The 20,584-nt window shown below is 34.1% G+C and carries 24 protein-coding genes and 1 pseudogene; 24 read left to right on the top strand and 1 reads right to left on the bottom strand.

Annotation, left to right across the window (positions count from 1 at the left end):
- Positions 1–17: 17 nt before the first annotated feature.
- The 22 genes and pseudogenes from AC1D0Y_RS25230 to AC1D0Y_RS25125 all read left to right on the top strand — a co-directional run bounded on the left by AC1D0Y_RS25230 (position 18) and on the right by AC1D0Y_RS25125 (position 18,264).
- The gene (locus tag AC1D0Y_RS25230) at positions 18–290 is read left to right on the top strand and encodes a hypothetical protein (protein WP_050691499.1); all 273 of its coding nucleotides are present in this window, start codon (positions 18–20) and stop codon (positions 288–290) included.
- 12 nt (positions 291–302) lie between these two features.
- On the top strand, positions 303–704 hold the full coding sequence (locus AC1D0Y_RS25225; protein ID WP_477708090.1) for a hypothetical protein: 402 nt from the start codon (positions 303–305) through the stop codon (positions 702–704).
- Positions 705–724: 20 nt separating this feature from the next.
- The gene (locus tag AC1D0Y_RS25220; RefSeq protein WP_477708089.1) at positions 725–3,268 is read left to right on the top strand and encodes an ATP-binding protein; all 2,544 of its coding nucleotides are present in this window, start codon (positions 725–727) and stop codon (positions 3,266–3,268) included.
- 75 nt (positions 3,269–3,343) lie between these two features.
- Positions 3,344–3,895 (top strand): hypothetical protein, encoded by a 552-nt coding sequence (locus AC1D0Y_RS25215; RefSeq protein WP_477708088.1) that lies wholly within the window; start codon positions 3,344–3,346, stop codon positions 3,893–3,895.
- 12 nt (positions 3,896–3,907) lie between these two features.
- The gene (locus AC1D0Y_RS25210; protein WP_477708087.1) at positions 3,908–6,250 is read left to right on the top strand and encodes a CD3337/EF1877 family mobilome membrane protein; all 2,343 of its coding nucleotides are present in this window, start codon (positions 3,908–3,910) and stop codon (positions 6,248–6,250) included.
- Between the two features lie 14 nt (positions 6,251–6,264).
- Positions 6,265–6,843 carry a hypothetical protein gene (locus tag AC1D0Y_RS25205; RefSeq protein ID WP_477708086.1) on the top strand — a complete coding sequence of 193 codons (579 nt, stop codon included), beginning with the start codon at positions 6,265–6,267 and terminating at the stop codon, positions 6,841–6,843.
- Positions 6,824–7,954, top strand: coding sequence for a bifunctional lytic transglycosylase/C40 family peptidase (locus AC1D0Y_RS25200; RefSeq protein ID WP_477708085.1), 1,131 nt, complete (start codon positions 6,824–6,826; stop codon positions 7,952–7,954). The genes AC1D0Y_RS25205 and AC1D0Y_RS25200 overlap by 20 nt, the downstream gene beginning before the upstream one ends.
- Before the next feature lie 23 nt (positions 7,955–7,977).
- Positions 7,978–8,475 (top strand): hypothetical protein, encoded by a 498-nt coding sequence (locus AC1D0Y_RS25195; protein ID WP_477708084.1) that lies wholly within the window; start codon positions 7,978–7,980, stop codon positions 8,473–8,475.
- A gap of 160 nt (positions 8,476–8,635) precedes the next feature.
- On the top strand, positions 8,636–9,031 hold the full coding sequence (locus tag AC1D0Y_RS25190) for a hypothetical protein (RefSeq protein WP_477708083.1): 396 nt from the start codon (positions 8,636–8,638) through the stop codon (positions 9,029–9,031).
- A gap of 20 nt (positions 9,032–9,051) precedes the next feature.
- Entirely contained in the window at positions 9,052–9,897 is an 846-nt protein-coding gene (locus tag AC1D0Y_RS25185; protein ID WP_477708082.1) for an STAS domain-containing protein, read from the top strand.
- 254 nt (positions 9,898–10,151) lie between these two features.
- Positions 10,152–10,622 carry a hypothetical protein gene (locus tag AC1D0Y_RS25180; RefSeq protein ID WP_477708081.1) on the top strand — a complete coding sequence of 157 codons (471 nt, stop codon included), beginning with the start codon at positions 10,152–10,154 and terminating at the stop codon, positions 10,620–10,622.
- 383 nt (positions 10,623–11,005) lie between these two features.
- Positions 11,006–11,317: a hypothetical protein gene (locus tag AC1D0Y_RS25175; protein ID WP_477708080.1), complete on the top strand. Its 312-nt coding sequence runs from the start codon at positions 11,006–11,008 to the stop codon at positions 11,315–11,317.
- A gap of 240 nt (positions 11,318–11,557) precedes the next feature.
- Positions 11,558–11,929, top strand: coding sequence for a hypothetical protein (locus AC1D0Y_RS25170; RefSeq protein WP_477708079.1), 372 nt, complete (start codon positions 11,558–11,560; stop codon positions 11,927–11,929).
- Positions 11,930–12,074: 145 nt separating this feature from the next.
- Complete coding sequence (locus AC1D0Y_RS25165) at positions 12,075–12,740, top strand: hypothetical protein (protein WP_477708078.1); 666 nt, start codon at positions 12,075–12,077, stop codon at positions 12,738–12,740.
- 149 nt (positions 12,741–12,889) lie between these two features.
- The gene (locus AC1D0Y_RS25160; protein WP_477708077.1) at positions 12,890–13,102 is read left to right on the top strand and encodes a hypothetical protein; all 213 of its coding nucleotides are present in this window, start codon (positions 12,890–12,892) and stop codon (positions 13,100–13,102) included.
- A 395-nt stretch (positions 13,103–13,497) separates the two neighbouring features.
- Positions 13,498–14,736 carry a sugar efflux transporter gene (locus AC1D0Y_RS25155; RefSeq protein ID WP_477708076.1) on the top strand — a complete coding sequence of 413 codons (1,239 nt, stop codon included), beginning with the start codon at positions 13,498–13,500 and terminating at the stop codon, positions 14,734–14,736.
- A gap of 400 nt (positions 14,737–15,136) precedes the next feature.
- Positions 15,137–15,623: pseudogene (locus tag AC1D0Y_RS25150) on the top strand (AAA family ATPase).
- A gap of 211 nt (positions 15,624–15,834) precedes the next feature.
- A complete protein-coding gene (locus AC1D0Y_RS25145; RefSeq protein WP_477708075.1) occupies positions 15,835–16,116 on the top strand; it encodes an AbrB/MazE/SpoVT family DNA-binding domain-containing protein in 282 nt (93 codons plus the stop codon).
- 257 nt (positions 16,117–16,373) lie between these two features.
- Complete coding sequence (locus AC1D0Y_RS25140) at positions 16,374–16,553, top strand: hypothetical protein (protein WP_477708074.1); 180 nt, start codon at positions 16,374–16,376, stop codon at positions 16,551–16,553.
- Positions 16,554–16,709: 156 nt separating this feature from the next.
- Positions 16,710–16,850 carry a hypothetical protein gene (locus AC1D0Y_RS25135; protein ID WP_477708073.1) on the top strand — a complete coding sequence of 47 codons (141 nt, stop codon included), beginning with the start codon at positions 16,710–16,712 and terminating at the stop codon, positions 16,848–16,850.
- A gap of 53 nt (positions 16,851–16,903) precedes the next feature.
- The gene (locus AC1D0Y_RS25130; RefSeq protein ID WP_477708072.1) at positions 16,904–17,785 is read left to right on the top strand and encodes a hypothetical protein; all 882 of its coding nucleotides are present in this window, start codon (positions 16,904–16,906) and stop codon (positions 17,783–17,785) included.
- Positions 17,786–18,123: 338 nt separating this feature from the next.
- The gene (locus AC1D0Y_RS25125; RefSeq protein WP_477708071.1) at positions 18,124–18,264 is read left to right on the top strand and encodes a hypothetical protein; all 141 of its coding nucleotides are present in this window, start codon (positions 18,124–18,126) and stop codon (positions 18,262–18,264) included.
- Between the two features lie 45 nt (positions 18,265–18,309).
- Here the strand turns inward: AC1D0Y_RS25125 and AC1D0Y_RS25120 are convergent, their stop codons facing one another.
- Positions 18,310–18,528: a hypothetical protein gene (locus tag AC1D0Y_RS25120; RefSeq protein WP_477708070.1), complete on the bottom strand. Its 219-nt coding sequence runs from the start codon at positions 18,526–18,528 to the stop codon at positions 18,310–18,312.
- Positions 18,529–18,725: 197 nt separating this feature from the next.
- Here AC1D0Y_RS25120 and AC1D0Y_RS25115 point away from each other — a divergent pair, with 197 nt between their 5' ends.
- Together AC1D0Y_RS25115 and AC1D0Y_RS25110 are read left to right on the top strand one after the other, a co-directional pair.
- On the top strand, positions 18,726–19,067 hold the full coding sequence (locus tag AC1D0Y_RS25115) for a hypothetical protein (protein ID WP_477708069.1): 342 nt from the start codon (positions 18,726–18,728) through the stop codon (positions 19,065–19,067).
- A gap of 1,050 nt (positions 19,068–20,117) precedes the next feature.
- A complete protein-coding gene (locus tag AC1D0Y_RS25110; protein WP_477708068.1) occupies positions 20,118–20,261 on the top strand; it encodes a hypothetical protein in 144 nt (47 codons plus the stop codon).
- Positions 20,262–20,584: the final 323 nt, after the last annotated feature.

The following is a 20,584-nucleotide window of genomic DNA, read 5'->3' as shown; positions in this document are numbered from 1 at the left end:
TCTTAGGGGGATAAGAAATGCTTACAACTTTTTTACAATCATTTATGTTGGGTGATATCAATTTGCAAGGTGTTAGTAGTCAAGGTGACACGAATGTTATGAGTGTTTTGCAAACCGTCTTCATCTGGGTAGTGCTGTTTGCGATTATTGGTTCACTGGTCATGAAAAAGTATCGCGGTGCTCTTATGGTTGTTGTATTCGGTGGAATTATTGGTGTATTTATTTATGGTCCAAGTAACATTATTTCGTTGGGTGATTCGCTTTTAAAATTCTTCGGTCTTTCAAGCTAAGGAGGTCTATGCATGAGACGTGTTACAGGATATTGTACCAACAAGATTTTTGCCATTCCAAATATCGTGAGAGGGCTAGCAGGGGGAAGGGAAAGCATTTCGCTTCCCTTTTCTGTGACTGTTACTCAAATCATTGTGATATTCGTTTTCTTTCTCCTAAGTCTTCTTTTAGTTGTTCCTATGACCCCTTTTATTCCTAATAAAATTGCACGAGTGATTGTTGTTTGTGTAGCAGCACCTACATTTTTTGGTTATCTCTTAGGTTCTCAAACCAAAGAACATATGAACATACTTCGTTATTGGCAAGTGAAGTATAAAACGTTTATGGAGCCAAAAGAGCTTTTTCGATTTGAAGAAGTCGAACAAGCAAAAAAGATTACCTACAAACGCAAAATTCCTATTTATCGAAAATGATGTGAGGAGTGTATATGAAAATGGATATTCAAAATGACATTGTAGCTGTTTGGCGAAATGTTGTCATAACAAGGGATGTACGGGAACAAGGATGGTTTAAATTTAGTGGGTTTCATACAAGTTTTGATTCAGAAGCACAATTAATGGCTCACTTTTCCGAATTGAAACGGTTGTTTAAAGAAATCAAACGAGAAATTCAATGTATCGTTGTCCCAACGCGTCAATCGATTGATGATATTCGCGAAAAATACGCATCCATGATTCGAGGTAACTTACGAGTGGTTGCCAGTTCACATATTCAATCCGTTTTTCATTATCTTAAAACAAGTGATGAACTAGGTGCGGAAGAGCGTCGCTATGAATTTTACATCGGAGTTGAACTAGGTAAAAGTACGCTAGATGACGAGGCAGAGGATATGACGTACAAGGAAATGTACCAAGCCTTAAAAGATTGGCTTTCCTCTAAATTTGCAAAAATCCGCGGAGATCATCACTTGTATTTAACAGAAGATCGCTTGCGAAAAATCTCTCGTTCCAATAACGAAGTCACAAAGTTTTTGGAGGGTTTACCTTTTTCTTTTACACCTGTCACAACGGAAGGAATGACAAAATTAATTCCGTGGATTTTCAATATAGGATTGCGCTTTCCCCCTAATTGGCAGAATTGGGAAGATCGCTTTACACCTATTTTTAATAAAAAGGGAGAGCTCATTGCTCGCATTCAAACCGAAGATGATGTGTTGAATCTTCAATTAACAGGGATTGAAAATCCTAAATCACGTCGCTATTTAACGTTACATCAAACAGATGCAAAAGGATATAACCATCAGACGCATGTTGCTTTCTTGCATATGGTGGGGATGCCGGAGGAAATTCACTTTCCAGAAACAAGATGGTTAGAAGCTATACGGTCATTGCCTTTTGCGGTAGGTGTTAACTTGAAAATGAGTTATCAAGATGCAGATCAACGGTTGCGGAAGTTACGTCGTAAGAAGTCAAATTTAGAAGATCAAGCGAATCACTTGAACGCATTCGGAGAGGATGCAGGTTCAAACGTTTATCAAGGTATTTCACATGCGGAAAACATTATTGCCAACGTTGAAAAGGAACGAGAGGGCGGCTACTTAATGAGTGCTATTTTCTCGGTTAGTTCTTCTGATCGAGATGAATTAATGCAGCGTGTCAATGACTTGATTGACGAGTATGCAGGTATGGGAATCACGCTTCAAAATACGTATGGTCTTCAATTGCGAAGCTTGCTTGAATGCTTACCGGGCTCAAGACGCTATGTAACTGAATTTATCCAAGACGTAGACATCAATGCGGTAACGGCTAGCTTCTTTGGAAATCGACAAGAATTGGGGGATGAATATGGCTATTATGCAGGAAGAACCTTAAGTGGTACGGCTGTTTATGTATTACCCGGTTTAGCTGCATCGGGTGCGGCTCTTACACAATCGCTTGTAACCGTGTATACAGGAAAAACGGGTTCCGGAAAATCAATGGCTGCCAATCGAGATATTTATGAGGCTGTATTGAGTGGTGCTAAAGTCCTTCTTCTAGATCCAAAGTCTGAGAGAAAAGACATTTGTAAATGGGATGAAAAATTAGGTGAACTAGGAAGTGAACTTAATTTTATCTCTTTTTCAACAAAAGATGAAGATGCAGGTAAATTAGACCCATTCCTTCTATTTGATAATCGAGCCGAAGCTGTAGATGTTTCAAGAGAAATTATTAATTACTTGTTAAATATTAATATTCGAAACGATAGTGTGAAAAATTCGATTGTGACAAAAGCTGTGAAGCGTGTTGGGCAATTGGCAGAGCCATCTATTCGATTTGTAAAAGATGAGTTGCGAAATTTAGTACAGGAAAATGAAGCTTTGCCAGAAGATCAGCGACCAATGGCATTGGAGTTGGCCTCTATTTTAGAGGAATTTGAAGATGTATCGCTTGCTCGTTTAATCTTTGGAAAGCGTATGAATGACGAAAATGTATTAAATTACGCCAATCAATTTAATGTGTTACAAGTTGATAATTTGCAGTTGCCAAAAAAGGATACACCAACAGAAGAATATACAGAAGGAAATATTGTATCCGTTGCAATTCTATTTAGTCTTACAGCCTACATGATGAAGTTTTTAAGGATGTTCAAAAATGAATTAACGGTTGTGGCGATTGATGAGGCATGGAACTTCTTCCAAAACCCGGCAGGTGAGCATTTGATTGATCGTTTATTCCGTGAGGGGCGTTCATTGTTTTCACCAATTTATTTAATGACACAATATTTAATGGATATTCCAAGCAGTATGCGCGGTCAAATCGGTACAGCATATTGCTTTAAAACGGATATACCAGAAGAGATTGCAACCATTCAAGAGTTTATGAAATTAGAAGATAGTGCCGGCTTAGAAGATATGATGCCTAAAATGCAATCGGGTTATTGCCTGTATCGTGACTTGCATCAACGAACAGGCGTAATGCAGGTTCGTATCTTACAAGAACATCTATTTGATGCATTTGACACATCTATTGACGTCAGAGAGCTAGCAAGCCAGGTGTAAAAGGGTTAAACCCTCCGTTGCTAGATAAAACGGAGGGTAGGCCGTTTAAGAGGTTTAAAGAAAAGGAGAATAAAAATGAAAAAGATATTAGCCTTTATTTCAATCATTTCTATTGTGAGTGTACTTGCAAGTTGTGGGAAAGAGGAAGCAAATACAGAACCGAAACCTAAAACATGCGAACAAATTGAACCTTGTAAAACAGCCCTGAAATATACGACTTATATTGAACGAGGTGCAGAAGATAAGGCCTATAAAATGGAGACTACGGATGAAAATCTTAAAAGCTATGAGAGTTTAAAGGTAGCAAAGGAATATATCGCGAGTGACTATGAACAATATCAACATCAAAAAATCGAAAAATATGGAGTGTTAGAATATGACGTTATTCCAGGTAAACAGTATATTTATAAATTCCGATTTAAAGATTTTCGTACAGGAGAAGTTAAAAATTTAACAGTTGGGGTTTCTAAACAAAAAAATAAATATTTGACAAATGCCTATGTTGGAGGGGCCTTAAAAAGTGACGTTACAAATAACGGAATAATAGCAGCGCATAGAAAATACTACTCAACCGGGTTAACACAACAAGAAAAGGATGTATTAAGCCCCGATCCGATTGAAAAATAAGGAGGATGGAAAATGAAAAAAAGTCTGCACTTAAAACTGCTGCTGTTATTGTTTGTGTTATGCCTCTTGTGTCCTCTGTCATCGGTATCAGCCGCAGCACCAAACGTTATGGATGAGTTAATGCCTAAAAGTGATCTACCTCAAACTAATGCACCTTTGCTCCGATACAATGAGGTGCCTTTGGAGAATTACGATATCGATGTTTATGTAAAAGAGAGTAATGAAGGTGATAAAGGTTGGTTTGATTCCATTAATATTTTTAACGTGGATGAAAAAGTATATAACAACATTGCAGCCTTTCAACAACAAATACTAAGTGGTATCTGGTATGGATATTTAGTGGTTGTAAATTTCGGGATTTTCTTAATGGAGCAAGCGTTCACCTTCGATATTATTGACAGTATGTTGTCCTATATTACAGTTTTTATTTCGGAAACAGGCGGCACGTATGGAATCGGTCAATTTATGAGCTTTATGATGATTATGGTAGCTGGATGGCTTGTTTATTCATTTGCTCAAAAGAAGTATCGAGCTACAGTGTCGGGTTTGATTGTAGCAGCTTTATTATCAGCTGTCTTTACAGCGTATGTGCAAAATAGTGACCAATTGTTAGGTCAGTTAAATCAAGCGCGTAACTATATCTCTGGGGCTGTTTTAACATCTTCTACTTACTCGCTAGGTGATGGAAACGAAGATGCTATAAGGGAAGAAATGATTCAAGATCGGCAAGAAGATCAGGCTACGCAGAGTTACAAAGACACGTCTTCAGTACGTTATGGTGTATCAAGAATAAGAAATTTAATGCATGATCTGTTAATTGTAAAACCATACTTGTTACTTGAATTTGGCACCACAAATTATGGTGTGATTGGTGGAGGAAAAGCTGATAATGCTTCGCCAACTCAAATAAAAAAAGGTAAAGAGAAAGTCAAACAGTTACTTAATGAAAAACCTGGTAGTGGCAAACGGAAAACCCTTGTTAAACAAAATGCTAATCATTCTCTTTTTGCACCAGAACATACTAATAAACGAATTGTGTTAGCATTGTTAATTTGGGTCCCAGCCCTTGTCATATTAGCAATGGTGGGATATTTAGCAACATTCATTCAAATATACGGTGTAGGATTCTTGCTCACAGCTATTACAGGGGTATTTGTTTTATTCCTTAGTATTTTTCCAACGTTTCAAAGGTTCGCAAAACAATTTATTGGAAAACTAGTAGGGTTTTTGGGGATGTGTATAGGACTCACTGTTTTGTTAATTTTAATGTTTAGCTTCGTCAATATTACCTATAAGGTAGCAAGTGAAAATAACTGGACTTATGGTCAAGTAATTGTTGCCGTTCTTATCATTGTAGCAGCCATATTTGCTCTTCAAAAACAGCTTTTTGGCTATAAGCTTTACGATGAAAAGAAACAACAAATAAAACAAGCGTGGAGAGAAAAGGTTGATGCTATTAAGTATCAAGATCAGCAACGACAATACGCACGAATAGAGCCATTTTATTTAGGAAATAACGTACACTCACAGTCTTTATCTAGTCAGCCAGGCACTACAGATGCTAGAGCTAGAGAACATATGGAAAAAGCGATGGCAAGACAAAGTAATAAACCGGCTTTACGCCGAAATAACCCCATTGATAGCAACGGAAATGTAATTGAAGACACACCAAAACGTAATGTCATGCCTTTTAAGAGACGACAAGAAAAAGAGGGGAAAAGAAATTTATCATCTGAAAATGGTGTCATTCCAAACCCTCATAAAAAAGCAAAAGAAAATGACCCGAACTATAATCAATCTGTATCCGATCAAATGAGCAAACAACAGCAACAAAACCAAGTCAATGCACCATTAAAAGCACAACCTAAAAGCCCGGAACAACAAGAAGCTATGAAAAATAATCCTTCTGCTTCTGGAAAACAGAATGAACAAGTGACGAAAAAGATGCGTCAACAGGAAAATCAAAATCAAGCACCATTGAAAGTACAGCCGCAACAAGAGTCAAGTTCTTCTCAATCAAGTAAAGTTATTGAGCAAATGAGAAGACAAGAAGCACGTTCGGAAAGCCAACAAGCACCAATCCACAACCCTAGACGTTTAGTTCCAGCTAATGGAGAAATTTCAACTAAACAATTCAATCAAGAGCAAGCACCGTTAAGGGCACAGCCAAAACCACCACAAACTCAAACTGAAAAAACAAATCAGCAATTTCATAAGCAAATGAGACAACAGCAGGTGCAGCAAGAAATACAGCAGGGTAAAGAACAGGCTTCTGCTGCTAATGAATCAAATAGAGGACATATAGACCGTTCTAAAGAGATTGAGCAAATGAGACGCCAATCTCAACAAGAATAAAGGAGGTTCTTTTCATGAGTGTTCAGCAAAAGAAAATGCTCGTGTTTCTAAGTATCATTGTCTTTTTGGGCATTATGATTAGTTCCTTTATTGCAAAGGAAAAGCCTGCTTCTTCTTCACAAGAGGGGGAGCAAGCTCCTTCTTCTGAATCAGTACAAGAAGATAAAGGAGTAATGATTGAAGGCAAGGAAAATCCATACGACCAGGCCCAACGAAATACAAAAGAGGATTTACAAAGTACAAAAGAAATAGCAACGGGGTTTGTCAGAGCCTTTGCTAGTTTTAACGGTAAAAACCCTTCGGAACATATTGAAAAAGCAAAGCCTTATATGTCAGATGAAATGTATCAAAACTATAAAAATCAAAAAGAACGTGGAACGTTAACTTATGATAAAGTCGTGCCAGAAACTCTCGAAACAACGGAAGTTTCAAACGATGACCCAGACGTTATTCAATGGAATGTCATTATGCAAGGAAAAGTGTATGACGTAGAAGGAAAATCAGAACTAGAGGAAGACTGGTATTTAGTAACACTTAAAAAACAAGATAATGGATATAAGGTGGTGGGGGTTCGTGTCAACTTACCGAATTAAGCCAATCCATAAATTAAATCATTCTGCTAAACGAAAGTCTAAGATATTACTAGCTATTATTGCAGCATTATTAGCATTAGGAGTTGTCGTAAGTGCTATGGCTATGGTTAGTGTATTTGGCATCCTTCTACCAGATCAAGAAGAAGTAACAGAGATTGACGGTGCAGGCGTGAACATTGGAGATATTCAGATATCTAAAATAGGAGAAGGACAAATACCGAAAGAATACATTCCGATTTATAAAGCAGCAGGCGAAAAATATAACATCCCCTGGACACTCATTGCTGCTATTCATCGCGTCGAAACACACTTTGGTCAAGATTTAAATATTTCTAGTGCGGGCGCACTTGGACATGGACAGTTCATGTCAAAAACATGGGTAGGGTGGAGATATCCTGGGGGCACAAGACTAGGGAATGCAAGCATTCCAAAGGATATTTTAGAGAGTCCAGCAGCCATCAAAAAGTATGGGGGATTTGGAGTTGATGGGGATGGAGATGGAAAAGCAGATCCTTGGAACGTAACAGATGCTATGTATTCTACCGCAAATTATCTAGCTGCCAATGGCGGAGCTTCTGGAAATTATCAAAAAGCAGTTTTTGCATATAACAGGGCTACGTGGTATGTGTCACGCGTAATGGGATTTATGAATGCCTATTCGAGTGATTCAGTTGAAGCTGTTTCGATCAAAGGTGGTTCTGCCAAAGGTTCCGCAGCCATTGAAAAGGCGATTCAAGTTGGTTCTTCTATAGTTGGAAAAAGCCCATATGTATGGGGTGGTGGAAGAAATCAAAGTGACATTGCTGCCAGGAAGTTTGATTGTAGTTCCTATGTAAGATGGGCATATAGTTCAGCCGGTGTTGATTTAGGCCCAGTAAGTGCTACTACAACAGATACGTTAATCAAGCGCGGTAAAGTCGTCAAGGCGAGTGAAATGAAGCGTGGAGACGTCATTTTCTTTGACACATATAAAATTAATGGACACGTCGCCATTTACTTAGGAGATGGCAAGTTTCTTAATGACAGCAGTTCGCAAGGAGTATCAGTTGGTGATCTAAATACAAAGTATTGGAAAGACCGATTTAATGGGAATGTTCGACGTGTAGCTTAGTTTTTTAAAAGGAGGATGAGTATATGAAAAGAGAACAAGTAGAAGAGATAAAAACAACTTTAGTAAGGAATATAAAAACATTTTGGAGCGATCATTGGCTCCCTATCACTGCTTTTGTTGTTTTAATCGTATCGTGTCAGTTATTTAATTTGACCCATAGTGGATTCTTTTATCCTCTTATGTTTGTATCTGGATGGATAGTAGTTATGTTTGCATTGAAACTTAAGAGTGAAAGCTCTCTCTTCTCCTCTAAAAAGTCAACTAAAGACATGCAGCAAGATTCTTCTTATGAAACGTATACCGTATTACGTGTTTATACAAATGACCCAAACTTTCAAGAATACATGCAAAATCAAGAGTATTTCCATAGTCAACATGTTCAAATGGAAAACAGAGTCATTGACCACAATCAAGATATTGAATCGCAAATTATGTTTATTCGAAAACCAGAGTTTGCTTTTTGTTATCACTTATTGATGGACAGGAAAAATGAAATGTATTTCATCGGTGAATACGTGTAAAAAGAGATTCATTTTCTTAAATAAATAAAAAATATGGTGTTGCTGAGGAGCGATGTGAAGCAATTAACTATTGTTTTAAAGAGAATTCCCTTTGTTCGTTGGAAAATTGAGTGCTTCTGATTTTATAAATTTAACTGAAAAGGAGAAGGAGGATATTTAAATGCCAAACTATGTTATTATATCTCTTATCGCAACCTTCGTAATTATTATTGTCTTTCAAGGAATTAGTAGGATGAATAAAAAACTAGAGAGGGACTATATTACGAAGAGTCCAGGGAAAATTAAAGAGTATATAAAGAGAAATGAAGAACTTTTAGAAAAAACAAATAAACTAAATAAGAAAATACTTAATTTTTTAACCTTCACCATTATTGCAGTGATTGCTGTATTTATTTTATTTCTGGTTTTTACACCTATGTTTTTCATGGCATCTTTATTCGCATTTACTCTACTAATTTTAAATATTACCTTGAGAAGTAGCCTAGAGGATAGGTTGAAAATTTTTAAAAATTTATCTTTGCAAATTAAAAATAAAAATAGCAATCTAAACGGCTAAAGAATAGAGGTTAATTAGAAATGGATAATTTGAATTTTTTAGGAGAAAAAATTTTAGAAAAAAGATATGAAATTGCACAGATGGTACATACGAATAGATTAGCTGATCTTAAAGAGGTAAAAGACGTCAACCTTACAAATGAAGAAATTATTGAATTGAGAGCGAACTTTATCGATTATTTTGGAATGGCTATCATGTTAAAACCCGATCAAAAAACAATTTTTGATCAAATAGTGAAATGGGGGAAAGAGTCAGCAGAATTTGCATCAAATTTAGGAATTTCTTTAAGTGAAGCTTTAGAAGATACAACTTATTATCGAAAGTTTATATGGGAAGTGCTTAAAGAAGAGATAAGAAATCATAATATGTCTATAGAGACAGTATTTGAATTAAGTACAATTCTTGATCCTTTATTAGATAAAGCTGTTTATATTTTTAGTTCGACATATGTAAATATTCATCAAGAGACATTAAAAAGAGCAAAGAGTGCCTTCCTTGAATTATCTGTACCAGTGGTTCCAATCACCAAAGGTATTGCTATACTCCCTCTCATTGGAGAGGTGGATACGGAAAGAGCAACACTTTTACTAGAGGAAACATTAACGAAAGCAAATAAACTAAAATTATCACACTTGCTATTTGACCTCTCCGGAGTGATGATTATAGATACCATGGTCGCTCATCAAATTTTTAAAATTATAGACGCCTTAGGTCTTCTTGGGGTAAAGACGATCTTAATTGGTATCCGTCCTGAAGTTGCTCAGACAATGATTCAACTAGGAATTGATTTTAGCAAAATAACGATAAAAGCAAATCTAGAGCAAGCGCTTCTTGGCTTAAATTTAACTATAGATACTTTAGAATAAATGTTCTTATCCAATTTGGATGAATAACATGCAAATGAATTTGATATACACCCTCAATTGGCGCAATCACCGTTATTGGTAATCAGATATTCATTTCTTCTGTAATAATTAGTTTTTTATGTTTATTTTTCACCTCAAAGGGTAAAGTAATACGCTGGATTGGAATTCTAGAAGAAGCATGTCTTTAATTGGTGAAGTTTTGTTTCTTTCTTTTTATTAAGGGATAGATATGAAGATGATAGGAGAATTTTTAAATGATACTTATTAAAAATCAAGAAGAAGTAATTCGAGAAGCAAAATATCAATTACATACAACTATGGATGATTATCAAACAAAAATTATTTCCATATTTGATAAACAAGATATACCTATGAGTAAACGAATTGATTTAATGATTCTTCTATCAGACATAAAAGAGCAGGCTGTATTGATTGGAAAACAGGCTGCAATTAAAGGGAAAGCAGAATACGACGGAAAAAATCAATTAATTACAGAAGTTGTAGATGAAGTCCCCTGCCAATACAGTGAAAAAACAGTAACTGATTTAGAAAATAATATACAAATTATTAAAAAGAAGATTGAAGATATGGCAAGAGAGTACGGATTAGATTCTGAACTAGTTAATCTAAAAGCCCTTTTACTTAATTTAAAGGTAACTAGTTATGTAAATGGACATTACGAAATGTATGTAAAAGATAATACTTTATCTACTAAAAGAGCCTAGTATGCTGAGATGGTTTTATTTGATAAAATGATTAAAATTTTACATTTAGAGTAAACTATCCAAGATGCAATAGAGGGTCACCTAACGGCTAACATTCAACGAACAGAAAAGTACTGCCTCTTTTAACTGGGAAGAGGCAGTATTTTTCTGCTTTTACACCATACATTATACGCATTTTCAGTTATCATACTATCTCTCATAAGGAGTAATAACGTTCGTGAAATTGAAAAAACATAAGTACCGCAATAGAGTTGAGCTCTATGGGAGTGACGTAATTAGAACTACCAAAATTACGGAAAAAAGATGTAAATAATATATATGTTTAAAGGGTAAAGATAAAAAGTCTCTTACTTAAATTTATATTTTTGAGGAGGTGTTTACAATTGAGTAGTACATTTAGATTCAAAATGCAGATTTACAGTCCTCGAGGTGGAGGGAAGGACCTTTATCATTTTAAAAAAACAAAAAGAGGGTGGGAATTTGAAAACTATAGATGTAAAGGTGAAGTAGATAAAGGAGGTAATCGATTATTTTATAAAGCGCTTGTTACTGAATCTCTTTCATATCCTACTCACTTAGAGGAATATCTCTCCAACGTTTGGGAAAAAGTTGAAGTTTTAAATAAAGAACAAGTTCAGAATATTTTTGATGAAATATCTGAATGGGTATTGGCTAGCAATAATGACCTCCATTAACCCATTATAATTCCGAAAAACTGTTTACAGTCATGGGAATATTAACAGTAGGGTCTAAGTCGACATGCTGACACGTTAAAAAGAGAGAAATACAAAAAAGTTTCGATTTAATACTTCATATATAGTTTTAAATAATACAGAATATTTGTAAAAACTCAAATGGATCTCCAAAATATAATCTAGCTCACTAGATGGTGTAACTTGCTATAACGAGAGTACTGAGAACGAGGGGGAGCATATATGAAAGAAAGGATAAAAGAAATCATTATAGAGTTACTGACACAGAGGGATGAAAACGTTTCGTTTGCTGAAATCGAACGTATATTAGAACGAAAAGGCATAAGCTATTTGGGGGATTACAGTATTCATATGCCAAGTAATAAAAACGTAAAGCTATGGGTAGGGATGTCTGAATATTTTTGTAAGGCAGTCGTAGAGTTAATGTTTGTGGATCGTACGATTATCCCGCGGAATGTTTCAAGTACATTATATATATTTGATGGTAAGATACCAGGCTATCCAGTAGCTGAAAATCTACATCATATGTATGAAACGGAAAGATGGTTCCCTATAGCCTTTTCACTTGGAAACCTATACGAGGAAGAAAGTTAACCAGAAAAGGAAGCCTTGCGTTGATAAGGGCACAAGATTCTCTTTTGTTGTAAACAAATAATGAGTAAGCTTATAACATGACTATAGAATTGCTTTAAAGAAGACTTAAAACTATAGAAGTAGAGTAGATACAAGGGGAGATTTTTTGAATATTATTAACAAGAGTCGATACATCAAAGACCAGCAATTAGAAAAGCTCAGCGACTTGTTTTCTGAAGAAGTGAGAGAAAGCGATTTATATATTTACATTTTAAAAGACGATGAGGGTTTTAAAGACCTCCCTTTATATATCGATGTTTCAGAACATTTTTACTCTAAAATTCAGCGAACGATAGAAGGATCATATAGTGAGGCTTTTTGTTTATATCCAGAGAATATGATCTTTTTAATAGAAGAGCGCTTACTTCAGCATTCTTCTGATTGGAATGAATTTTATGCAAATATAGCCTTTTTGATTTCCCATGAATTACGACATTTTCAACAGTCTTATTTTTTAGAGGATCGTATCTTTATTATGCTTGAAGATTATAATTCAGATTATGTGGTTGAATTATTAAAGGGTCAAATTGATTGCGATGGGCTGCATTGGTCTGAACAAGATGCATATACTTATTCCCTATGGTTTGTTACAAAGCATAAGGAAGCCATTATAAAGATATTTGAATTAGACGATTGGCTCTTTTTCTTTGGATGTCATATTGAGGTTAACTACGAGAAGGAGTGGAAGAGATATAAGCGTACATTAACCTTTGTAGATCAAGTAATCTGGACCCTCAAAGATGTATTTTGGCAACGAAAAAGGTTAGCTTAAAGGAGATGGATCTTGAAAAACCTGTCCAAATAGAGAATAAATTGATATATACGCATTAAATAAACTCTCACAGTTTTTTTTTATTTGTTTCCGTATGAATAACTATCCAAAATAGATAGTAAGAATAATATGGAAGGAGAGAATAAATCATGCGAGCAAAGACAGATAAAGCTAACCATATACTCATGTTTGAAACAACAGGAGAGTTTTATGCTCATGAAGTTACAGGTGGAAAAGAGAACATAGGATTTTTTGTTTGTCCTTCTTGTCAAGCAAGAGTACATTATAAAAGGGACCACTTTTTTTCACGTGAGCATTCCCCAAGTTGTAGATATGTAAAAAAACAGTTGGAGAAAAAATAGAGATAAGTAAAGAGAAAAGCCAAACTAGTTAAAATCAGTTTGTCCTCTTAAGATAACATGTGCATTGAAATCAAAAGATATTTGGATTATAGCATATTCTAGGTGCCTGCAGAAGAATAGGTTGAGAACCTTCATATTTAGTTGAAAGTCCGAACTAATTAAAATGAAAAAGGTGCTTTTCCTGAGGAAAAGCACCTTTTTTCGAAATTAAAGTATTGGTTAAATTCATTATAACATGTTTTTATTTAGGTATATAGATATATTTTGGGAAAACTAAAGTACAATACGATCAATATGCTTGAAACTAGTAAGTTTTCTATTTTTTTACAATATGTGGTACATTGAGTTATAAACGCGTTTTATTCATGGTTATCTTATAAAAGGGAAGTGGGATGATGCCACAAGGAAAGGGAGTAAGAAAAACCATTGAGATGTTATGGAGCATTCCTATGTTTCCAGTACTTCTGTTAGGGAATTTTGTGTTTGGGTTAGCCACCTCTTTTTTTGCACCCTATGCCTCATTGTTTGGTATTGACGAAGTTGGAATGAGCAATATGCAATTTGGATTCTTCATGACCATTATTTCAGTGGGCGCGGTTGTTATTACCACCATTATTGGCAAAACCTCAGACCGCGTGCCCAGTCGAAAAAAATTGTTATTAATCACTACTTGTGCTGCCATTTTAGGGTACGCTGGATTTGCATTCATCCGTAATTTTTATCTTCTTGCTTTTATTGCTTTTTTTTTACTGGGAACAGCAGCCTCTATCGTACCTCAATTATGGGCATTTACAAGAGAAGCATTAAAACAAAGCACCGTAGAAGAAAAGGAGACGCCTTTTGTAATGAATGTTTTCCGGGCGTTCTTTGCTCTTTCTTGGACAGTGGGCCCAGCAGTTGCAGGTTGGGTATTGTATGCGCTCGGATTTAAGGGACTCTTTTTATGTGTATCCGGAGGATATCTACTAGCAGCGATTGCGTTAGCCTTTTTATTAAAGGATATCAAAATTGAAGTGGAAGCCAAGCCAGCTCCTGTGGTTCTGCGTAAATTTATTGTTCAATCTCATATCTTAAAGAACATTATTGCCATGACGTGTATGGCGATGGCTGCTTCTATGGCCAATTTAAACATGTCACAATTTATTACGAAAGTACTTAACGGGACAGAAAAACAAGTAGGTCTAGTTGTGAGCGTCCCTCCAGTATTTGAGGTTCCATTTATGATTGCAGTGGGGGTATTAGCCACAAAAATCGGTAGTCGGTTGTTGATACGCTTGGGATTTGGTATTTCAGTTTTTTACTATGGACTTCTATTTTTAGTCACAGAACCGTGGCAAATTTATCCGATTCAAATATTAAGTGCTGCACAGGTTTCCATAACTGCGGGCATTGCTGTGTCATACTTTCAAGACTTTATTCCAGATGAACCCGGTTCGGCAACGGCGCTATATATGAATACGACACAAGTAGGAAATGTGTTTGGCTTCCTGGGGTTCGGATTTTTTTCAAGTTTGATAGGGTATCATAATTTATATTTGTTATGTACAGGACTTGTGATTATCGGATTAACTATTTTGTTAAGCGAAAGGGGAACGAAGAAACTAAAAGAGATAATTCCTCTCACCCCAAAATAATGCTGTTTTGTTAATCAAATTAACTGATTAGAAGTAAAATGATAGTTTATTTAGGTAAGAGTAGATTTCGGAGCCAGAATAAAACCCTGCTGCTAGGATAGATTTAAAAAGAGACTTTTCTGTATAAATGGCTTCTTTTTTTGCAGTACGGAGCATTCGTAAAAAGCTCAAAACGTTGATAAACCAATAATGTATAAACATTAAATTTAACCATGTTTGGAACCCTTGATGTTGTACATGGGTTCTTTTTTTATTGGTTCCAGAAATCGGTTTTATGTTAACTACTAATGTATAGGTTATACAGTATTATCTACTGTAATTTAGGTGTTGTAAAGGGATCCAACGGTTGTATAAAGAATTCTATTTTATAACTATTTGTTCAGTGGTGATATCTTTGGAAATTAAATCTCCCTATAAAATACATATTATAGGCTCCGTCGGAAGTGGAAAGACAACATTAGCAAAAAAATTGTCTTCACAACTAAATATCCCATTTTATGAGTTGGACAATGTTGTTTGGAAAAGAGCTAAAACAGGAGATATTAGGAGAAGTGAAGAGGAAAGAGATCAATATTTAAACACTATAATCAGTTCCGAATCTTGGATTGTAGAAGGGATTCATCATAAGTGGGTTTTTCAAAGTTTTAAGAATGCAGATTTGATTATTTTTCTAGATACAAGTTATTCAAAACGGAATATACGGATAGTAAAAAGGTTCTTTTTACAAAAGGTTGGTATTGAAAAAGATGTTTGAGTGGAATTCATATTTTGAAAATAAAAGCAAGCCGGAAATATTAGAGATGTTAAGTGATTTTGATGATAAGGTAATATTCTTAAAAGATACTAATGAAATCGAAAGTATATTAATTAAGAACAATCACCTTTAAAATCTTATAATACATTTTTTTGTGAAGTAAATAGAAAAGTATTTTGTAGTATTATCGTGACTTTATTCACGGTTGGATTTTTTGTCTATGACCTAGCAACTGCAAAAGAAATTTGGGAACTTGATTCAGGTGTTGAGGGACCTATGGCACCTTCAGAATAAAGTGATATACAAATATTGGTGCAAGATTATTAAGAAATGGAGAGCTTAAAATGAAATCAACAGGTATTGTACGAAAAGTAGATATATTAGGAAGAGTTGTTATTCCAATTGAGCTAAGGAAGATTTTTGCTATTAAAGAAAAAGACCTTCTCGAAATCTTTGTTAATGGGGATCAAATTATTCTAAAGAAATATAAGCCTTACAATGAATGTGTCATTACAGGTAAACTCACTTCTCAAAATAGGGAATATGCAAAGGGGATCGTATTAAGCCCTAAAGGTGCGGAAATTCTAAAGCATGAGATAGAGTTTAGAGTTGGAAGCAAAGCTTAAATTGTACAGTTTTTAATTCAGTATAAGTCATTTGTCAAAGTGTCAAAAGCTTATTAATTCAGTGATGTATAAAATACCTTATACTCTGGAGAAAAAATCCTTGCAGGAAATATCATACAAGATGAGGAGTCTTTGCTATAGTTATTCTTTATAATTTGTATTAAGTATAAATAAATATAAGCTAGTTCTAGAAGCATATGTTTTACTTATCTAAAAGAAGGGAATGCTAGAATCAACTTGATAAAGGGAGTGATTTTATGCAAGTCGATATGACGGTCGAAGAAGTCAAAGCCCAAATCCGGTACTTAGGAACAAATGGTCAATCTCTAAATAAGAAAAAAGTAAAGCAAACGCATCCAAAACTAATGAAAAATGCCCTTTATTTTTTCCCTAGCTGGGACCATGCTATGGTAGAAAGTGGTGTAAATAGCGTATAACCGTTAAAAATAATTATTATAACTTAAAGCTTAATCCAAATTGGATTAAGCTTTTTTATTCCTGTAGAACCCATTATAGTGTGACAAGATATCGTTTTTATATAGCATGCAAGGTATTATCTTCCCTTAGGAAGTAGTACTAAAGGTAGATAAATTATGATTGAAGAGTATAGAGTTGATCGGGATTATGCGGTTTTAGAACAAATTAGTAATAATAACAAAGTTTATGAAGGAAATATCGTGTTAAGTCCTGAAGGAGTAAAGAGATCAAATAGTCAATTAAATGCTGAGATTTGACACAAAGGTTGTTAAAATATTTAGTAATAAATATAAAAGGAGTGTAGGAGAGGATGCAAGGTACAATTGTAAAAGAAAATTATGATGGGGTAACGAGAAGAGCATTGCAAGCATGGAAAGAATTAAGAACGTTTGAACCCGTAGAATTTTTTATTTATAAAAATAGTACAGACGCTATCTTACAAGGCTTTTATAAGTACAATTCTAACCCTCATGTTTTAGGGCTTTATAATATCGAGGAGGTTCCACACTTCATAGCTAGAGATAAATACGGAGACGAATTTAGAACAAGTGGCCTTAACTGTGGTTATGCGGGAGAAGGACCAAGGGGATCTATAGCTATATTAGAAGATTTAGGTATTGAAAATGCAGAACATATAGTAACTGGAAACTCTATTATATATATTGATATGAAGAGAGGGACTCCTAAAATAGAGGCTGGAGGAAGCGTATTCGATGATTATTTAAAAAACCCTATGGAACGAACTTTTAAAAGTGCTAGAGTTTATCATTATGGAGAAAGGCTAGTATTTACCGAATTAAACGACTCGAGGGATACATTAGGTTTTTTAAAATTTTATCTAGAAAGAGTTATTGATGAAGTTGAATCCGTTTACTTTTTAGTTGATGGGGATAAGAATTTGTCTTATAGGAGACGAGCTCCAGAACGATACACAGATCATGTAATGGATTTTCCAATTGCAGTTAGAGGGAAAAACGGAGTTGAGATCTGGTTGAAGTCACCTCTTACAAGTAATCAAAGACTAGAAGAGCAATCAATTGTGAATGAGATTTTAGAGACAGTTGGTTTCCCCTTTTTAAATAGGGAACAAAGTATTCTAGATAAAGTAAAGAATACATTAAGTGGAAAACCTATAGAAAGCCCTGCTGTAGTCACAGTAGAATCAGGACATTTAGAATTATATTACCTATAAATGTAAGTTTTTTTCTTTAAAGTAGTGTAAATTTCAATGTGTAAAAACCTATTTTCTTATATTGTACGCAGTATTTGTGAAGGAATAATTTGTAAAGTGAGAGTAAAACTAAATATACAAAAGAAATGGAAATCATACTGCGCTTAATTCCTCCAGTTATAAATTTTTCTCAACAAAGGCAGCCATCATAGTAGTGGCTGCCTTTTTCTTCAAATGATGATGAATATATATAATTTACCACACTATAGCCCTGTTTGAATTGTAAGTTAGAGGGAACACTGTATGAGTTAAATAAATTACTTCTTCTCTTCGAATAAACAAGCTAGGAGTTTATGACTATGAATGATGAAAACGAGCAGTTGTTATTTAAAAGAAAACTTTATCTTCTAGTAAAAGAGATTGAACAATGTGAAATACCTACAGTTAAATGTGAGATTAGAAAAGATATTCTTCTATTGAAGAAGGTTCTAGATGGTTAAATTAATTGATGAAGAATTCCATAAAATAACGGAAAGAATAGTTATTTATGACTTGTTTGGATATAGAAGATTATATAAAGCCAGGGAAGCTAATTCTACTTCCTGATAAACAATCATCTTTTTGTTTTTTATATCGTATATTTGAAAACTTTGTAACGGTTTAGAGTAACTTATTTTAAACCTATCCGCGATGACATGGCTAATTTCACTATCCTCATAATATAGTAAATTAGTTATCATCTCTTTGATTTCAGTGATTGTCATAGATTAAAGTCCTCCATTCCAATGAGACGAATATTTAAAAGAAATAATTTACATTTATTTTATTATCTAATCTTATCACATTTGCTTTTATTATCGAGTTCATGAACGATTTGTAATAAAAACGTTCATAAAGAAATCCTTATGTAATAAATAAATGGATAAAATTCTTTTTTAATAAAAATACAGGAGGGATAAATATGAAAGATAACAGAAGTGATTTAATACCCGTTTCTTATTTTATGCTTAATGCTCAAGGAGAAATTCTTCATTATTCACAACAGGTCACTAATCTCTTTCAACCTACAAAGCATTTTTTAGATATTGTTCATATAGGTGATCACTCTAAAGCTCAGAAATTGCTCTTACAACCTTTATCTAATGGAGAGATAAAAGTGAATCTAATATTAAAAGTGCATCATTCTTTTTTTGGTCTATTTACATGTAAAATTAATTGGAAAGATGATGTAGGTTATCTTGTATGTATGGAAACAGATTCTCGAGTTATTCAGTTAGAAAGGCAACTAGGGGAACAGAAATAGCTATTACAAACAAAGCAGACTTTGATTGAATCGAATTGCTTGATACTCACATTTACGAATAAGTTAGTTCAAGGCCTTGAAGCCGAATTCAATTATAATAAAAATTGTTTCCATTAACGTTGATTACGATGAGATAAGGAGTTGCTTTCTTACAGTGTAGGTAAGGCTACTCATCTAGACGCAAAGATGATCTCCATCTAAAGTGAAACGGTCTATGATTTGGATGAAGAAATGTGGAAACAGAGGTGAAATAAAATAGATCTTCAAAATAGAATATATTCTAGCTTGCTAGGTCATGCAAATTCCTATAATGATAGTACTGAGAATAAGGGGGATTATACATGAAAGGAAGGATAAAAGAAATCATTATAGAGTTAATTACACAGAGGAATGATCATAATAGGATCTTTATAGGAGATAATGAAAAATTTTTCTGGTAGCTGAACCTTTTCCTGTTTCTTCGTAGGGAATTTTCCCTCCTTTGGAAATTATATATACATCGGACATATCTAAGAGGGGAATATTATCTATTAATTACTCTATTAAATTCAACGTAGAATATTACATTAATTTACTTTTGTTATATTTAATATCTTTTCTGTATTGTAAAATAGAGAAGAAATATCGTGGTTGCAAAAGAGGTTCTTATTATTTTATATAAATTAATTAGCATCCAGAATCTGCCCCTGTTAACTAGATGTGAATACTACTAATTCATATTGTTACTTAATCAATATGAATGGTCCCTGAAAGAGGTATTATTTCAACTAAACATGTATAAGAAATACAGCTTAAAACTAGAAAAAAACAACTGGGTCCGATCAGTTGTTTTTTCTGGTTATATGGAGCTAGTTATAGAATGATGATTCATCCATCTCGGGTAGTGTGCCTAACGCAATAAAAAAGATGTATACAAATAAAAATATTTTAAATTTATGTTTTGACCTATGTCAAAAAGGGAATAGTAACTTAATTTTATTCCAAGTGAGCTTTGAATAAAAAATGATTAATATGTTGAGTACACTATAATAATGTATGGGGAGGGTAAATATGTCAATTAATAAAGAAGTTTTATATCGTGGCACAAGATTTAAGATTATTCATATTTATAGTTCTGGTTATTGTGAGCTTAGAAAAATTAACGATCCTTTCAAAGTAGAACTAGCTTTATTAAATGATATCCTACTAACATGATAATAGTTACTGCATATTCTTGTTTAAATAATCAAACCGAATGAATTTGATTTTTGTTATTAAATAAACATATTAATCATTTTTTGATAAAAATAGAAGTCAAATTCTTTATGTATAAGGGATTTGGCTTCTATTAATGTTGATTATGCTAACTAAACATATATAGGATATACAGCGTAAAAACAGAATAATTCAATTTGACAAACACTTAATCATTATTATGTTTGTTGTTTGCTTTTTCATCCTTTCTTTCATCCTCTTCACGGTTCATTTTGTCATTATTTTTATTAGTTGTCATTTTACATTCCTCATATTAATTTTTA

The organism is Priestia sp. P1_B12_1 (assembly GCF_056406695.1).
This window is presented reverse-complemented; position numbering and strand designations above follow the sequence as displayed.